This window comes from Loktanella sp. 3ANDIMAR09, assembly GCF_001420005.1.
Classification (GTDB): Bacteria; Pseudomonadota; Alphaproteobacteria; order Rhodobacterales; family Rhodobacteraceae; genus Loktanella.
Window position 1 is genome coordinate 13,526 of the sequence record NZ_LJAK01000017.1, and the last position, 17,125, is coordinate 30,650.

The 17,125-nt window shown below is 61.7% G+C and carries 14 protein-coding genes, 1 tRNA gene and 1 pseudogene; 7 read left to right on the forward strand and 9 right to left on the reverse strand.

Features of this window, described 5'->3' with window-relative positions; genetic code table 11:
• Positions 1–224: 224 nt before the first annotated feature.
• Positions 225–428: pseudogene (locus tag AN189_RS17115) on the reverse strand (IS3 family transposase); the annotation flags it as partial.
• Between the two features lie 399 nt (positions 429–827).
• On the opposite strand from AN189_RS17115, the gene AN189_RS17120 reads away from it, so the two are divergent.
• The 3 genes from AN189_RS17120 (at position 828) to AN189_RS17130 (ending at position 5,177) form a co-directional block, all read left to right on the forward strand.
• Positions 828–1,436: a hypothetical protein gene (locus AN189_RS17120; RefSeq protein ID WP_056038853.1), complete on the forward strand. Its 609-nt coding sequence runs from the start codon at positions 828–830 to the stop codon at positions 1,434–1,436.
• Between the two features lie 99 nt (positions 1,437–1,535).
• Entirely contained in the window at positions 1,536–2,540 is a 1,005-nt protein-coding gene (locus AN189_RS19410) for a GIY-YIG nuclease family protein (RefSeq protein ID WP_172794943.1), read from the forward strand.
• Between the two features lie 186 nt (positions 2,541–2,726).
• The gene (locus tag AN189_RS17130; RefSeq protein ID WP_056038859.1) at positions 2,727–5,177 is read left to right on the forward strand and encodes an AAA family ATPase; all 2,451 of its coding nucleotides are present in this window, start codon (positions 2,727–2,729) and stop codon (positions 5,175–5,177) included.
• Between the two features lie 1,082 nt (positions 5,178–6,259).
• Here AN189_RS17130 and AN189_RS17140 read toward each other — a convergent pair.
• A complete protein-coding gene (locus AN189_RS17140; RefSeq protein ID WP_056038864.1) occupies positions 6,260–7,480 on the reverse strand; it encodes a plasmid recombination protein in 1,221 nt (406 codons plus the stop codon).
• Positions 7,481–7,701: 221 nt separating this feature from the next.
• The gene (locus tag AN189_RS17145; RefSeq protein ID WP_056038867.1) at positions 7,702–9,570 is read right to left on the reverse strand and encodes a DUF3987 domain-containing protein; all 1,869 of its coding nucleotides are present in this window, start codon (positions 9,568–9,570) and stop codon (positions 7,702–7,704) included.
• 463 nt (positions 9,571–10,033) lie between these two features.
• On the opposite strand from AN189_RS17145, the gene AN189_RS17150 reads away from it, so the two are divergent.
• Complete coding sequence (locus tag AN189_RS17150; RefSeq protein WP_056038870.1) at positions 10,034–10,294, forward strand: hypothetical protein; 261 nt, start codon at positions 10,034–10,036, stop codon at positions 10,292–10,294.
• Positions 10,295–10,298: 4 nt separating this feature from the next.
• Here the strand turns inward: AN189_RS17150 and AN189_RS17155 are convergent, their stop codons facing one another.
• The 5 genes from AN189_RS17155 to AN189_RS17175 form a co-directional block, all read right to left on the reverse strand.
• On the reverse strand, positions 10,299–11,639 hold the full coding sequence (locus tag AN189_RS17155) for a DUF6538 domain-containing protein (RefSeq protein ID WP_056038873.1): 1,341 nt from the start codon (positions 11,637–11,639) through the stop codon (positions 10,299–10,301).
• A gap of 139 nt (positions 11,640–11,778) precedes the next feature.
• Positions 11,779–11,855 (reverse strand) — tRNA-Arg (locus AN189_RS17160).
• A 59-nt stretch (positions 11,856–11,914) separates the two neighbouring features.
• Entirely contained in the window at positions 11,915–13,315 is a 1,401-nt protein-coding gene (locus tag AN189_RS17165) for a HAMP domain-containing sensor histidine kinase (RefSeq protein WP_056038876.1), read from the reverse strand.
• A 16-nt stretch (positions 13,316–13,331) separates the two neighbouring features.
• Positions 13,332–14,753 (reverse strand): NAD(P)/FAD-dependent oxidoreductase, encoded by a 1,422-nt coding sequence (locus tag AN189_RS17170; RefSeq protein WP_056038879.1) that lies wholly within the window; start codon positions 14,751–14,753, stop codon positions 13,332–13,334.
• A 1-nt stretch (position 14,754) separates the two neighbouring features.
• Complete coding sequence (locus AN189_RS17175; RefSeq protein WP_056038882.1) at positions 14,755–15,507, reverse strand: TVP38/TMEM64 family protein; 753 nt, start codon at positions 15,505–15,507, stop codon at positions 14,755–14,757.
• Between the two features lie 281 nt (positions 15,508–15,788).
• Here AN189_RS17175 and rpmH point away from each other — a divergent pair, with 281 nt between their 5' ends.
• From rpmH to yidD, 3 genes are all read left to right on the forward strand, one after another.
• Positions 15,789–15,923 carry a 50S ribosomal protein L34 gene (gene rpmH / locus AN189_RS17180; RefSeq protein ID WP_056038884.1) on the forward strand — a complete coding sequence of 45 codons (135 nt, stop codon included), beginning with the start codon at positions 15,789–15,791 and terminating at the stop codon, positions 15,921–15,923.
• 68 nt (positions 15,924–15,991) lie between these two features.
• Positions 15,992–16,330, forward strand: coding sequence for a ribonuclease P protein component (rnpA, locus tag AN189_RS17185; protein WP_253279666.1), 339 nt, complete (start codon positions 15,992–15,994; stop codon positions 16,328–16,330).
• Positions 16,327–16,548 (forward strand): membrane protein insertion efficiency factor YidD, encoded by a 222-nt coding sequence (yidD, locus tag AN189_RS17190; RefSeq protein ID WP_056038888.1) that lies wholly within the window; start codon positions 16,327–16,329, stop codon positions 16,546–16,548. Before rnpA ends, yidD begins: the two co-directional genes overlap by 4 nt.
• On the opposite strand, the gene AN189_RS17195 is transcribed toward yidD, so the two are convergent.
• Positions 16,545–17,084: a DUF3833 domain-containing protein gene (locus tag AN189_RS17195; RefSeq protein WP_056038890.1), complete on the reverse strand. Its 540-nt coding sequence runs from the start codon at positions 17,082–17,084 to the stop codon at positions 16,545–16,547. The genes yidD and AN189_RS17195 overlap by 4 nt on opposite strands.
• Between the last annotated feature and the right edge of the window lie 41 nt (positions 17,085–17,125).

Below are 17,125 nucleotides of genomic sequence, written 5' to 3' on the forward strand. Positions count from 1 at the left end.
GAGGCGAGCAATCGAACTCGTAGATAATGTTCAGGCCTTCTGCTCAACAACCCGAAGATCTTGTCTTAAGGACGGTGTGAGCCGCAAAATTGTACTCTGTGTTTGTTATGGGAGAGACATGTTGTTGACCAAAATGCCGAACTGACACACATTTAAACAAGCTGGAGTGCTCTAGCGTGACAATGATCTGATTCCGAATCAACCAATCATTCCGCGCATAGAACGTTGTCGCTGAAGATGCAGCCGGGCTTGCCGTAGACCCGGATGAGGGCAACGAGCTCCCTGGCAACCCGTGTGCCGGACAGGCTGGGGTCCGCGACAAGGCACGGGCATTGCCGAGTGCTATCGTCGACCACTGTCAGCATCCGGAAGTTTCGCGAGGTGCCGAAGCTGTCGGACACGAAGTCCAATGACCAACGCGCGTTGGGATGCGGGGCAACTGGCATCCAGTTAGTCGAAAGCTCCGCTTTGCCTCGGTGGTGACATGAGACCAAATTCTGGGGTAAATCTGCGAGCTAAAATCTATCGACTTAGATCTGAGATAATCAGCCTTGAGCGTTTTGGTCGAACCAGTCTTCCATCATCCGCCGTATCATCTCTGGCCGTGATGGCTTGTCTGATTGAGCGTCTATCGCATCGTCCAGCCGCTTCAATGCATCAGGGGGCACCCTCACCAAAACTGGTGTCGCGTCAGTTTTAGGACGACCGATCTTCGCCATAATAATCTCGAAACTTTCCAATATCGTCTATTGACTTTACAATATCGTATAGTAAGTTCGTGCAGACGCAAGGGTCAAGCTTGCGCCTACACTAACCCCAACGATCCTATGGAGATCATCATGGCTGACACTTTCCCTACCACGCGACACGGCGTGTCTCAAACCCCGAATGCGGCGCTGGATTTGTCTGTGGCGAACGCCGCTGGCTTGGCAGAGTTTGATCGCTGCATGGCGCTGACGCGCGCTGCGATCGCGGCGGAGGCCTGCGCGGATGCGGCCAATCAAGATCCCGCACTTGCGGGTTGCGATCAAGCCGCAGCCGATGCTTGGGCCATGGCAGACGAGGCGCTCTGGCGTTTCCACTCCGACAGGTCTGTGGCCCTGTCGGATGTAAAGTATGCGGCTTGGGTGCTTCTGCTGATGCTCGAAGACGATGGAGACGGCCTCGATACTCTGACGCAGCGTGCGCAAAGTCTGCGGTATCGGGCACGGCGGTTCGCCCGCAGTCCGTTGCCTGTCGAACTGCTCTCAGCACCGCGCATGGTCGTAGCCGCCGATCTTGTCGATGAGATTATCGCAGCTGCTCAAGAAGATCTGACCGCACGCGAGGCGCTCCGCGCGACGCCAGTTGTGAGCACCGATCTCGGGCTGTCATCGTCAAGGGTCGATGTGCAATGCGAAGAGATCGAGGACGGTTTGGACGTCAGTCCGGTCTGATCTGCGCCATTCCGATCTGAACGACAGCGGCATCCGTGCTTCTGGATGCCGCCGGTCTGCCTTTGCCTGCAGTTCATCCTTATTCAGGAGGTGCGTTCAATGAACGTTCATTCCCTCGTATCCGACACATTCATCATCGACGGCGATGCCTACCCTGCCCTCGATAAGCCACTCCAGCCGAACTGGATCGCGGCAGCCGCGCGCGCGGGCTTTGATCTGATCGGTCGCGCCCGTGACCGCTACCACGGCGTGTTGCGCTGTCGCACCTGCGCCACCGACGCGCTGGTGCGGATCAATGTCATTCGTGACGCGACACCGCTGTGCCACGCCTGCATCCATGACCGACGGTCCCGTGCGGCCCAAGCTCTCGGCGCAGAGCTGGTCGCCAAGTGTCCGGAACATCGACACTACGGCCTGTTCCGCCTGCCCTGCGGCCATGTCGTGCGGAGTCAATACACTCGTGTGGAGGCCGCCGCAGACGGCGGTCACGCTCTCGGATGCGAAGACTGCCGCGCCGCACGCGATGATGAGGCGGCCCGCGACTTTGGCTGGGTCTTGGTCGGTCCTGCCACAAGCGGGCGCGCAGGGTATCGCGACTACCGCCACCATTGCGGCCACGTGCAATCCATCAGTGTCAGCAACATGCGCTGGGGAGACTGCACCTGTGCGGCCTGCGGTCAGGGGTGGGCGGCCAAGCCGTCGTTCATCTACTTGTTCCGGATCGACCTGCCGGAGATGTCGGTCCTGAAGCTGGGCTATTCCGCCCGACCGGCCAAGCGCCTGCGCCACCAGCTTGGTCTCGACCGCAGCGTGTCGGCCGAAGTCATCCGGGTGCTTGCGCTCTCCTCCGGCAATCTCGCCGTGCGTGAAGAGAAAGCCTGCCATCGCCATATGCGCAACATGCACCCCGAACTGGTCCTGCCCAAGCGCGTGTTTGGTGACGCGATCAAGACCCAAGGCGAGATCTATCATCTGCGGGCAGAACCCTTGCTGCACGCTTTGATCGATGGTGTCACGGCACGATTCCGGTCCGCCGCCGACCATCCGTCGAGATCCACCGCGCCGAAAGCCACGGACGCGCGGCGCGACACGCGCCCCGACTGACGCCAGCGCCACGCCCGCATTCGACGAAGAGGGGGCAGTCCACGGCGGAATCTGCCTGATTGCGGGCAATGGAACAGGTCGCTGACCCGCCAGCCTCACCTGCCGCCCCTTCTCGCCGTCACCCGTGACCGATTGCCCCCTTCGGGCACCGGGTTCTCCGCTCGTTCCTACAGACAGGATATCGCCATGACACATTCGAACACCAATACCGCTCCTGAGCTTCCGCAGACTTCGACCGCCCAGACCCAATCCGTCACCGCACCCTCTTGGCAACCACTGGCCGACGTGGCCCTGCATCGGCTCTATCCGGATCGTCCGCGCGGGCTGAGGATCGGGGCGTTCCTACGCAGCTTGCAAACCTCAGACGCAGAAGCCGACGTCGATGCCTATGCTGATGCAACATGGAACGCGCATGCCAAGGATGATGCGCCATCGAATGCGGATGCGGTGTCACCCACGCCTGCTGACGGCCCAAGCGCCGCGGACGCCCTGCGAGCGTCGGAGATTGCCGAAAGTCTCGATGAGGTATTCGATGACGTTGAACTCTCGAACGACATGCCCATGCCCAGCGGGACGCCTGCGGCCGATGCCATGCGTTCCGCTGAGATCACCGCAGCCCTGGCCGCGGGCGATGACCCATGGGCCACCGACAGCGTCACCCGGAACTGTCGCCCGCCCTGCCCCGTCGCGGCCAGCGCTGTGCTGGCCCTCGCGCAGCTGGCCAAGACCTTTGGCGATCAGGCGGCAGTCAATGCGCTGCTGTCGGATGGGGCCGCCACCGTGCTGATCTGCGACAGCACGGCCGAGGCGCGGCGCCTCAAGGACGCGCTGATGAAGGGGTTGCGCGCCAAAGGCACGCCCCCCGGTCAGCCGCTGTCGCAAACCCCGCTCCGCCCGGAGGTCATCCTGGTCGATACCCGCACACCGACCTCCATCGCAGCAGAGCTGGCCCGCGCCGAGGACAAGCTGGCAGAGCCTGCACCGCTGGTCATTCTGACCCCACCGGGTCAGGACCTGCCCGGCACGCTGTCGCTGCTGCCCGTCGTTCACATCGCCCGGCCCTGCACCCAGACGCTGGCCTGGACCCTGCGCCTGACCCACAGCGCCACCGGACAGATGGCCGAAGGTGCGCTGCGCGCGGCCCTGCCCGCTGATGCCGCCCTGGCAGCGCTGCCGATGAGCACCGTCGACCTCGCCTTGCGCCAACCCAGCCCGTTGCGTGTCGCGCGCAAGCTGGCGGAGCTGGCCCGGCCGAAGACGGTCATCGCAGACGACGGACCGACGCTCGACGATCTGCCGGGTCTTGGTGAGGCAGGCCAAACCCTGCGCCAGATCGCCACCGATCTGAACGCCTACAGGGCGGGCACACTGCCGTGGTCGGACGTGGCTAACGGCGTGCTCCTGACGGGCGCACCCGGCACCGGCAAGACTTTTGCTGCCGCGGCCCTTGCGCGGGCCGCAGGTGTGCCGCTGGTCACCGCAACGCTGGGCGGATGGCAACAATCGAAGGCCAAGCGTGGCAACGAGACGATGCGCGCCATGGCCGACACCTTCGAGGCGGCAATCGCGGCAGCATCCGGTCCAGCCAGGGGAGCGGTGCTGTTCCTCGACGAGATCGACGCCCTTCCCTCCCGCGACGGTCCGGACGATCACAATTCAACCTACTACCGCAATGTGACCAATGCTGTGCTGGCGCTTCTCGACGGGGCCATCGGTCGTGACGGTGTCGTTGTCATCGGGGCCACGAACCACCCCGAGCATCTCGACACGGCGATGGTCCGGCACGGTCGGCTGGGGCTGCGCATCGATATGCACCACCCCACGACAGCCGACCTGCCGGATGTACTGCGTTACCATCTGCGCGGCGATCTGCCCGGCGCCGACCTGACGGGCATCGCGCGCGCAGCCGCCGGTGCCACGATGGCGGACATCAAAGGTCTGGTGCAGGTCGCGCGTCAGACCGCCCGTGCCAAGGGTCGCGATCTGGCGGTCAGTGATCTGATGACCGCCCTGCGGGATCAGCGCCCGCTGGTGCCGCAGGCGCTGCGCGCGCGTGTCGCCATCGCCGGTGCCGCCAAGGCCGTCACAGCCCAGATCACCGGATACGCCCGCCCCGACCGGATTAGCCTGACCGTGGCACGAGACGTCACGGCGCAGGTCGTGCTGACACCGCTGCCGAATGCGCGCAGGCCGACCGACATTCAGCGCGAGATGATCATCCTGCTGGCCGGACGTGCCGCCGAAGAGGTGATCATCGGGTCCGTGTCCGGTCGCAGCGGCGGCGACGCGGCATCCGATCTGGCACGCGCCACCCGCCTGGCGATCGCCGCTGACCTCAGCTTTAGCCGTGGGCCGGGTCTGATCTGGTGCAGCGCGGACGCAGACCCGGCCACGCTCTTTGCCCGGCACCGTGGGTTGCGCGACCGCACCGCCCGCAGGCTCGACGCCGCCTACGCCCGCGCCTGCGACCTCGTCCGCGTGCACCGCGTCATGATCGAGACGCTGGCCGGTGATCTGCTGGTGGGTGGTGTCGTGGAACGTGAGGCTCTGCGTGATGTGCTGGAAGTCGCAGCACCGGAAAGCGATAGTGGCGATGAGGGTGGGGGCGATACGGCGAGGTTCTGGCCGAGGGTGTAAATGATGCGCACATCGCGGCATGGGCGGCGGGTGTCGTCGCCCGTGCCAGCCAAAAGCCTCTACGATTCCAGCTTTCGCTCGCCCGTCGCCAAATATCCTTCTTTAGATCGCGCGTTCTTTGTCAGGACGATAATCCGTTGGTTCATCACTTTAAAGTTCGCCAGCATCCGACGAACAGCCTCATCGGGTTGCGCCGTCACAATTGAAAGCAATCCACCAAACAAAAAAACGCTCACCATATAAAGCAGGTACAGTCATTTATTGATACTGATTGGCCAATATTCACGGCAGGCCTGGCACCTGCAAAGCCGCAATCCATCAAACAATGATACCGTCGTGGGGGCGTGTGACGCACAATTCAAAGTCTGCCTGTCGCTGTCGAACAAGAGTGGATCACAAACACTTTCCCGAAAGACAGACTGCCATCCCCTCAAGATCGGCTCCCTGCCAAAACCATCTCACTTCCTGCAGCCTGACAAAACCTACCCTTTCGTTGCGGGTCTGACAAAACCTGATTGATCTTCGGCCGTCTGACAGAACCTTCCTTATTGTCGTGCGTCTGACAAAACCGGTTCAAGTTTTGCGCCTCTGACAAAACCTCGCCTGAAGCCATTCCCTGACAAAACCGGTCTGCATGCCGTGGCTCTGACACAACCTCTTTCTGTCTTGCCCCTCTGACAAAACCGTTTTGCAAATTCCGGGCCTTACAAAACCTGATGGGGTCGTATTGTTGGAAAGGGCGACCATCACTGCGGCATCATCGGCAGGCCCTGGTCAGCGCCAATTTCTTACCTGATGACCATCTCGGAAACCGCTGTGATTGATCTGCGACGCCCCTATCGGCCGATCAACCAGACATCGACACCAGAACGAGGATGACCGCTGATCGACCAGGACAGCGCAGCGAGCCGGCGGTGATTTCGATCTTCTAGAAGCCCGTCCCTTCGAGTTGAGGTGACCTACCCGACAGTAAGCGCAGATCTCTCGAACACGCACATCTGATCGGCAGAAGCACCGCCAAACTGAGGAACGCCGTGCGCTTCTGCGATCGCGCAACTGTTCAAATCAGCCGCGGTCTTTTCTCAGGTGGGACCCAAGCCCTCATCCCGCTCATCCCATAGTTCACAATCAGCCACGCCCGTGTTTGACGAGTCCTGCTTTGCCGCAATAGGCTGCTCCTGCCCCGCGACCGCCCGCCGATAGGGCCGCAACGTCTCTGCATCCTGCGCGCGCTGCATCTGACCGAACTGCCCCTCACGATAGGTTTGATCATCCACACGCTCGAGGGCAGCCCGGACCTCTTTGATCTGCTTGTCTGGGACGTCGGGCAACACCTGCCTGATCCTGCGCAACAATCCACGCTCTGCGGCGGCGTCTTTCAGCAACAGTTTCAGAGGACGCAGATAGTCAGTGATGATCCCTTCCAGTTCAGCCACTCGCTTTTGCAGACCACCCACAGTCTCGGCGACGATCCGGTCCGCACGCGCGCGCTCTTGCGCGCGGGCCTCCAGCACGGCCGCGTCTTTCAGATCAGCGATCTCGGCAAAGGCCGCGTCCAGTTCTGCGTGTCGCGCTTTCAAACGGGCGGCCTCTTCGTTCACCCATTGGCGGGTCGTTTTTGGCTTGGGATCGTCCTGCGTGCGAGGATAGCCCGGATGGATCCCCAGCGCGGCAAAGGCCCGACCGAACGCCTGGCGCAGCGCCTCAAAGCTTCCCTCCAGCCGCAATGTTGGATGCGATGCGCGACCCACCGTGCGCACCCCCGGTGAGGCCGCAACCTTGGCCTTGCGCGCCGCGAACGCGGCATCGGTCTCTCCCTTTCGCCGTCGGTCCACAGCACGGGGCTTGCGCAGATAAGTGGGCGCGACCAGCACATGCAGATGCGGCGTGTCCTCATCGAGATGAAGCGAGACATGCACCAAATCCGCGCCAAACTCTTGTCTCAGGGCCGCCATTGCCACATCAAGCCAAGCCTCCAGTCGCGCCGCGTCCCATGTGCCGATCTGCCCCGGCGCATCGGGCCGAAAGAAGTTTGCCGACGCCCCCATGACGATCCGCAAGTAAGGCAGACGCGCACGCCGGGACGGCATCTTGACCCCCGCTTTGTAGAAGTCCGCCAATGCCGCTTTGGGACCGGCGGGATTACCGAACAGCACCCGGTTCAAACAGGTGCGTGCGGGATCGATGTTGGATGAGTCCGCCACACGCTTGATCTCATGGGTGTCCATCTCCGTCACATTGTCGGCACTGGCAGGCTCACAGTTGAACACCAAGAAAGATTGGTCGATCGCATCTTTGGGCATAAGCTCATCTCATAGGTTCGGCGCATTTTCTGCGGCATACTTTTTTCACGGGTCAGGATTATCGTTTGGGCAGATCGGAGTTTCCTGTGGCTCATAAGGAAACTCCGATCACCTGCAGGCCGTCCGGTGCGACGTTGTCTGCAACAGTAGTCAGCATGGGTCGTGATCACGCAGACGTATGAAGCCAGCTGACCTGCCAAGCCTGCAGCGATCGGCGCAACCTATTCCGGCTGCGGGGCCTGCCCCGGCGGCCAGATCCGCGGGTTCACCGCCGCGCGCCGACTGGGCGCACCGCCCCGCGGCCCACTGGGGGCCGCCTTCATCAGCCGCACAACATGTGCCCGCTCCAGCCAAGTCATCAGGTCCACGAAGGCGTCACCTTTTTCGAACTTTTCAGGCGCCATACGCCGCAACTCCCGCACGGGGATGGATGCAACCCTATTGGCCTGCAACTTCTTGACGAGCGTGTAGGCCGCCAGTTCGGTCTCGCTGCACCCGTTCCGCCAGTAAACCGACCGTGCCATCGGCAGCAGGTAGTCGTCGAAGAGCCGACCCGCAGCGCGCACATCGTCGGCCTCGACAGTCTCCGGTGTATCGGGTCCGGTTGAGACCACGCGCATCAGAGCCAGCACCAGCGCAAGCCGCGCGACCGTGCCGTCACTCTTGCCGATAAAGCTTACCAGCAATCCCGCCTCTTGCGATTGCCGTGCGGCCGTGATGCGCGCGGCCATGAGCGCCCGCGCGTCATCAGTGAACGGCACCTCCCGCGGCGCGGGTCCGTGCATACCCTCATCCATCTGCAATGCCCTGAGACCGCGGAGCACATCCAGGATCGGACCATCATCGATGCGCGCATTCAGGTCGACGACCGACTGCGGAACACCCCACACCGGACAGAACCTGGCAAAAAGGCCGTCTGATGCGAGTTTGGGGACGTGCTTTTCGAGAACGTCAGGCTGGATACTGCCCACGATCGAAAGCAACACACCCGCAAGATCAGTATTCTCTTTGGCAGTATAACGCCGGAAAGGGGCACCATCGGCGCACTTGAGAAGCAGTGCGCGCAGGTCAGAAGGCATCGTCTTGACAAAGCCCGCGATCTCATCCGCGGTCATCAGCATACCGCGCCTGTGCTGCGCGAGCATCTTGATCAGCCCGAGATAGGTCATCATCTCGCACATCAGCAACGGTTTCGGACCGAGAGCGGCCTGAATATTCTCTCCCCCGTCCGGCATCACTGCCTGCCGCCAGGCATGCGCGTCATCTTCCAAATCCGGCAGGCCAGCCGCCGCGTGCGCAGCCTGCTCTTCAGCCTCCAGCGTCCGGTATGGTTTGAGCGTCCGGCCCATGGCCGGACTTTTGGCGGCTGCCGGATCCCCGATCAGCAAGAACCACAGAATGCAGGGCACCGCCCATTCCGGACCGACGCGCCCGACCCGCGCATTTCCGATCGCAGCGGCCGCCATCGCCAAAAACGTGGCCACAACGTAACCCTCGGAGGCCCCGACCGCTTTCGCGACCGACCGAATGAAGTCCGCGATCATATCCGGGAAGATATCCAGCGGCACATTCACTTCCGGCAACGCTCCGATCAAGTTCGGATCGACAGACGGCCAATCCGCAACATAGGCTCCGGCAGCTGTCTCGTCCGGAGAATGTGCAGGCGGCGCGATCGCAGGCTCTTCCGCAACCTGATCAGCAGACTCGGCCTCATCAAAGTCGTCTTGCTGAGACAGATCCGGTGGCCGCACTGGTTCATCAACACCGTCAGCTGCAGGGGCTGGCGGATCGACGAAGCTAACGTCGGCACCGCCCAGATCTTCAGCATCCGTCGCAGGTTTGCCAGCCAGCGACGTTGAACCATCGGCGTGAGGCGGATCAGGTGTTGCAACCTCTTCATTTGCATCGGGCTCAGGCGTAGAGCTCTGCGCCGCTGGCGGGATCGCGACCGGCCCGTTGACGTTGTCATACCGAATATCCTCTTCCGGAATAGAGGTGCGAACGACACCCGCACCGGTAATCGGCGGATCAGCGGGACTTGGTTTCGGATCGTAGACCTTGGACTTGGAGAACATCGGAGATTTGGCCATGAGGATTTCCTTTTGTGAGTTTGGAACCCCTAAAATAGGTAATTATAGCAGCACCGATACCCCTCTGCTTGGCTAATTGAATCTAAACATGTGGACAAACCGGCTAATCGGCTAAACTTGCCTTGTTGCGGCACCGACCGCGAGCACTTCTCAAGCTTACCAATTAATTATATAAAACATTTTATTTTCGCATCAGAATCGAACTTCAATTAATTCATGGGCGACCAGCTTCTCACGTTCGAGGTGGTCAGAACCTGATTTTGACGGCACGACATGACGGCAAATCAGCGCGTCAACGGAATCTCGTTCTCCACCCAGGCTTATCTTCAATTTGTCCACGACTTTGTTCGCCAGAGACGGTGCAATTCGCATTGACATCGGTTAGATTGCAATCACAGCGCCACCCGACACTCCCCCGTAATCGTAACCTTCAACAAACGCGCAGCCCGCGCACGGTATCACTTTGTCCAACGCACCGACATCAACGACAGCCAATGGCCCCGACCGCGCAGCCGCGCGGACGGGCCGTCGGCGTGCACTGCGTCTGGACAAAGTCATTGATACCGCACGTATCGAGAAAGCGTTGGAGACTGTCGCTCTGCTTCTGGAAGAGAACGAACGTTACCTGCCGATCTTCCTGCGGTTGGAAACCGAACTCGAAGCGGCCCGTCGCTCGGCCGACGCACTGGCGCGGGCCAAGGCAATCGCGCGCAAGGCGCGCTGAGACCTCAGGCCAAGTGGTCCGGCACAGGCAGTGCGATGCGCGCGACAACATCGCGTCTCATCTGCAGCGCCATTTCGTCGCCGTAGACCTCACGGCCACGGACTTCCTTGACGCTGTGCCCCATGATCTCACCGCGATCGTCCATCGGCACTTGCGCGGCTTTCAACCGGCTTTCCCACGTATGGCGCACACCGCCAATGGTCACACCTGCCGGTAGCAAGCCGTTCTCGCGCAAATATTTGTTCACGCCAGCCGAGTAGCTCCGTTTGTGGCGGTAGCGGGGAAAGCCCTCGGGATGGCGTTTCGCGGCCGCCAGTGCCAATCCCACAAGCGGCACCTGCCGCTCTGAATGCACATTCTTGACCTCCCGCCTATCGTCCGCGCTCTCGTCGCCCTCCTCATTCGCGACCATCAAATGCGGGATCGGCGCGTCAAGTTTGAACGCCCGTGCGGGCAAATCCATGATTTCCGACTGACGGCACCCTGTCTCGATACTGATCAAAAGGATATCGCGTGCTTCGTCGTTCATTCCGTCCAGCGCACCTGGTGCCAACCATTTTTCCTTGATCCAATCGACTGGCACTTCTCGCTTGCGGGTCGGTTTGGCATGTCGGTCACGGATCGAGATACCGGCGTAAGGTTGCGGCGGTGCCGCTTGTCCAAGGTCGTCGTAAAACCGGCGCAGCATGCCAGCGATATAATGGAAATCCTTGTTGGCAGAGGCGACCTTCAGCCTTCCACTTTTCAACCTGCCCTGCCACAGCCGACGATGCTGCAACGCTTCTGCCGCAGTTACGTCTACGACCCTACGATCCCCGCCAATCGCCTCGATCAAATTGCGAACAGCGCGATCGCGCGGGTTCCGCCACAACCGCATCTGCTGCGCGCTTTTGAACCGGTTGTCATGCGATGCAATATCTTCGATATGCGCGACAAGGCCGGATAGCATCAGGCCGGGCTCTTCAACGCCGCCCAACAGCGCCTCGGCAACCTCTGGCTGCACATCATTAGACAGTGCCAAAGTCGCCTCAACACGGCGCAGCAGTTCGATCAGTTCAAGATTTGCAACCGACTCTGCCGACAGAAACGCATAACCCTGTCGCGCGGCCAGATCACGCGCCGCCCGAAACCGGGCCTCCGCATCCCCGTCACGCCCCGCAAGCCGCGCTTCCCATCCATCGACGTATCCCGCCCAAACACGTTCCACCTTCGAAAGTGCAATCGCGCGAGAATCTGTTTTCAAGCTGTGCCAGATGACAGGCCGCGGCTCCACATCAGCAAACCGCGCAGGCACGCGTCGCTTCAGGTAAAACGTCTTGCCGCGTAAGGTGAGGTTGTCTGACATCGCACATCTCCAATACCCTCGGGTAGCAGAATGTGGTGCGAAATGGGTAGCAAATCAATAACAGTAATATCGACCGAGACTGAAGCTTGCGGTTAAGATATTGGCGCTGAACAAAATAAACTAAAATTTTAATTTATTATGGCGGACTGGGGAGGATTCGAACCCCCGACCCCTTGATTCGTAGTCAAGTACTCTATCCAACTGAGCTACCAATCCGCGTAGGGCTGCATCTAGACCTAGCACCCGACTGATGCAAGCCCCCAAAACCGGAAAATTCAGCCGTTCGTGGGGGAAAGTGCAAAATCCGCCTTGGGCAGCCTGATCTCGAACACGGTGCCGTTTTCGTCGGTCTGGGCCAGCGTCAGGCGACCACCGTGGCCACGTACCAGATCGCCGGCGATCACCAGCCCCAGCCCGATCCCGCCCTTGCGCGCACCGCCCTGGAACGGCTGGAAAAGGTGTTCGCGCGCCTTGGCGGGCAGGCCCGGCCCCGTGTCGGCCACGCGAATGCACCATGACGTGTCATCCTCGGCAGCCGTCACCGCGATTTCGCCAGCGCGGTGCGTCGCGGCAATCGCTTGGCGCGCGTTGCGCACCAGGTTGGTCAGCACACGGTGCATCTGTTCCTCGTCGGCGCGCAGCATCATCGTGGCCGGGATGTCCTCGGCAAAAGATACGGGATCATCGCCAGCGGCCAGGCGTTCGCCCTCGATCACATCGGCCACGATGCGCGACAGGTTCACATGATCAAGCCGCGGTGCGGGTTCGTCCGCGCGACCAAACGCCAGCGTGCTTTCGCACAGGTGGACGGCACGGCTGATCGACCCGACCAGCTTGGGCGCCATGCGTTTGACAAGCGGATCATCGGACCCCTCGATCCGGTCGGTGAACAGCTGCGCAGCCGTCAGGATGTTGCGCAGGTCGTGACTGACCTTGGCCACAGCGCCCCCCAGCTGCGCGAGCCGGTCCTTTTGCTTGAGCGCGCCGGTCAACTGGGTCTGCATCGCCTGAAGCGCCACCTCGGCGTCTCGCAATTCTCGCACCCCCGCGCTGGGTGCGATGATGCGGCGCGCATCCTCGGGTGCGGCGGCATAGGCGGTCATGTGATCGACGACACCCTTGATCGGGCGCACCAGCAGCACGCGCACCGCAAGGAACAGCAAAAACGCGGTGATGACCGAAATAACCGCCGACAGCAGCAACACGTTCAGCCCGTATTCCAGCATCGCCGCGCGCAGCGGCACCTGCATCATCGTCACCTCGATCAACCGCCCAGCGCCCTGCACCGGGTCACCGATCACGCGGATGATCCGCGGCTGGGTATCCAGCAGGGTCGCCATCGCATCGCGGATCAGCGTCGAGGCCGAAGGATCGCGCATGTCATAGGTCGCCGAGATCGGCGACGGAATCGGCGATGACAGCGCCAGCTGGCGCGCATCGTCGCGCCGCAGCACGACGTTGAACACGCCCGCGTTCTTCAGCAGTTCCGCTTCCAGATCGGGCGAAATCATCGGCCCAGCCTCGACCGCGAGTGACGCGATCTGTGCCCGTTCCAGCCGGTCCAGCAGGTAATCCTCGCGGAACCGGGCGACAGAGGGCACGAATATGAACACTTCGGCCAGCATCACAAAGATGACGGTCAGGATCAGGAAACGTCCTGAGAGTGTGTTCAGCATCGCCCCTCCTGAAAGGTCAGGGTAGCCAGCGCTGGACCAGACCGACCACCTTTTTCACCGTATCGCTTTCGAACAGCTTGGGTGTGAAATAGGCGCCCGCCGCCCGTTTGTTAATCTCGTTATAGGTGGGATAGGGCAAAACGGTATTGGAAATCGCCGTCATCTTGAGGCCGTTGGCGATGGCCATGGACCACATGGCGATCAGCTCTCCGGCCATGTGTCCCACGATGGATGCACCGACCGGTTTGCCCTTGACCACCATGACCTTGATCAGGCCCTTGGTTTTCAGTTCCGTATTGGCGCGGTCGTTGTGTTCGAATTCGCTGCGCACCACGGTCAGGGCAGCCCCGTGTTTCTTGCGCGCCTGCGCCTCGGTCAGACCCACCTGGGCCAGTTCGGGGTCCGTATAGGTGACCCAGGGGATATGATCGGTCCGCGCCTTGGCGGGCAGGCCGAACATCAGCGCACGCACCAACTGGCCGCCGTGATAGCCCGCAACATGGGTGAATTGCAGACCACCCGCCACGTCACCGGCGGCATAGACCCGCTTGTTCGTGACACTGCGCAGGTTGGCATCCACCTTTAGCCCGCTGCGGTCGTATTTCACCCGCCCCTTTTCCAGGTCCAGCCGGTCGACGTTGACCTTGCGGCCCACGGCCATCAACAGATGCGAGCCGGTGAAATCACCCTGCGAGGTATGCACGGTGATCTGGCCCTCATCGCCGCTGACACGTTCGGCCTTGGCGTCCTCGATGATCTCGACGCCCTCGGCACGCAGGTTGTCCAGCACGATGGCCGCCAGTTCGGGGTCATCCTTGCCCATGGCCTTGGCACCTTCGATCACGGTCACCTTGCACCCCAACCGCCGATGCGCCTGCGCCATTTCCATGCCGATGGGACCGCCGCCGATGACCAGCAGGTGATCGGGCCGTTCGCGCAGATCGAAAATCGTCTCGTTGGTATGCACCGTCACGCTGTCCAGCCCGTCGATCGGCGGGACAAGCGGCCCCGACCCCGTCGCCACGACAAAGCGTCGGGCCGTGATGATCGTGTCACCCGCCTGCACCTCGGTGTCCGAGATGAACCGGGCGTTTTCGCGGATCACGGTGCAGCCCAGTCCCTCGAACCGCTCCTGACTGTCCACCGGCGCGATGGTATCTACGACGCGTTGGACGTGGTCCTTGGCGGCGGCATAGTCCACGGCAGGCCAGACATCGGCCACACCGTAGGATTGGTTGTTGATGCCCGCATGGGCGTGCTTTGCGCTGGCGATCAGCGCCTTGGACGGGATGCAGCCGTAATTCAGGCAATCGCCGCCCATCTTGTGCCCCTCGATCAGGACGACGTCGGCCCCCATCTGTGCGGCCCCGGCCGCCACCGACAATCCGGCAGAACCAGCACCGATCACACAGAGGTCCGTCTTGATGCGTTTGGTCATGTCAGACCCCTTTCTTGCCGCGCACGGCCTTGAGTACGATAGGCAGGGCGGCCAGCAGGCACAGACCCAGGATCGGCAACAAGATCGCCGGTTCAAAGATAATGCCCAGATCGGGGGTTTCACCCCTGTCAAAGACCTGGCTCAGCCCAGCGCCGACCGAGGTATAGACAACTGCCCCCGGCATGATTCCGAAAAACGTGGACACCGCGAACCGGAACAGCGGCACACCGACCAGCGCCGGCACAAGGTTCGCCACGAAAAACGGCACCGCGGGCACCAGGCGAATCAGGAACAGCATCGACCACTGGTTTTCGTCGATCCCGTCCTTGATCCGTTTCACCACACCTTCGCCGGTGTCCATCTTGCGGGCCAGCGTGTCGCCCAACCCCCAGCGCGCCGCCAGAAACAGCGCAACCGCGCCCAGCGTCGCCCCGGTGACGTTGTAGATGGCCCCCGGCAGCACGGGAAAGGCCTGCGGAAAACTGGCGAACAGGAACCCGCCCGTCAGGGTGGCAATCGTCGCCCCCGGCAGACTGAACCCCACGATGGCCGCATAGGCCGCGATGAACCCCAGCACGCACAGCAGGTAATTCGCATCCCGAAACGCGATCAGCGCCTCGCGATTCTGGCGCAGCGCATCAAAACTGAGGTAGTCGCGCAGCAGCCAAAAACCCAGCAGAGCTGCAATTGCGATACCGATCAGCGGCAATCGCCGCAGGATGGGGTTGGGCTGATCCGGGGAACTGGGCGACATGGACACTCTTTCTCTTTGGGCGCAGGTGACGGTTGTGACCTACAGTTGGCAGAATGTCGCAGCGGTGACAGGCTTCTCACAAGGGGTTGACCGATTTGACGCGATACCGTGCAACTGCGGCCGAATTGTAACATTTGTCTCGTGTCGCATTTCGAAAATGTTTCAGCGCATTCCGGGCTTGTTTGCGTTGACAGCATGTATGGCACCGCCTAAAGGACGGGTCTGAATTGATACGGGCCTTGTATCCATCCGTGGATCGGCCCCCGAACCGGAGTTTTGCCATGAAGCGCACATTCCAGCCCAGCAACCGGGTCCGCAAGAACCGTCACGGTTTTCGCGCACGGATGGCGACCAAGGCAGGTCGCAACATCATCAACGCACGCCGCGCCAAGGGCCGGTCGAAGCTGAGCGCGTAAGCGCACAGGTTTTGAGCGACGTCAACAACAGGCCGCCGGAGGCACCCGACAGGGTTGCACCGGCGGCCTTGTCGCGTTTGCCGGTCCTGAAAAAGCGGCGTGATTTCATCGCCGCGAGCCACGCGCGCCGTCAGGGCACACCGGGCATCCACCTGCAGGGGCGCAACCGCGACGATGGCGATGACACCGTGCGCGTCGGTTTCACCTGTTCGAAAAAGGTCGGCAATGCCGTGGCGCGCAATCGCGCCAAGCGCCGCCTGCGCGAGGTGGCCCGCCTGACCTTGCCGCAACACGCCCGTCCCGGCTGGGACTACGTTCTGGTCGGCCGCGCTGAACAGACAGCGGCCCTGCCGTTCACCCAGTTGCAATCCGACCTGATCCGCGCCCTGCGCAAGGTTCACGGGTGACGCCCGGCGCGCGATTGCTGGCGCTGCCGGTGCGCGCCTACCGCCTTTTGCTGTCGCCCTGGGTCGGGCACGGCTGTCGCTATCACCCCACCTGTTCGGTCTATGCGCTCGAGGCGCTTGAACGACATGGCGCCATCAAGGGCGGTTGGCTGACCATTCGCCGTATCGCGCGCTGCCACCCCTGGGGCGGCAGCGGCATTGACAACGTGCCGGATTAATCCGGTTTCTCGAACGAAATGCTGACATCACCGATATCGAACCCGTAGCGTTTGACATAGGCGCGGTTGAACAGCCGCTTGTCCGTCAGCAACCACATCCAGTCGTCAAAGGTCACGCGCAACGTTTCCGACGTGCCATCCGCCGCAGGGATCGGCAGGTCAATCTCGTAGCGCCAGTTGAAACGGTTGTCCTGTTCCTGCCCCACGGCCTGCCCGATCACGCCGGGCGCGGTGCCGACCCAGCTGTCAGGCCCGGTTTTCGTCAGTGACCAGATCCGCTGTTCGGTGCTGCCGTCCTCATAGACGAAATCCTCGGTCAGGGTCAGGACCTCGCCGTCCCATTCACCGGTGATATCCACCACAAAGCTGCGGCGCACCGTGCCCAGCACGTCCTGAAACTGACCGTAGGCCACCAGTTCGCCGTCGAAAAATTCCTCGAGGTTCAATTTCGGCCCGCCAAGGGTTTCGTCCTCGAACGACGGCTTGCCCGTGCAGGCCGCCAAGACCGCAAAAATCGCTACCGTGAAAAATCGCATGGGATGCCCTCCTGTTATGTAACGCAGGTAGCGCCACAGCA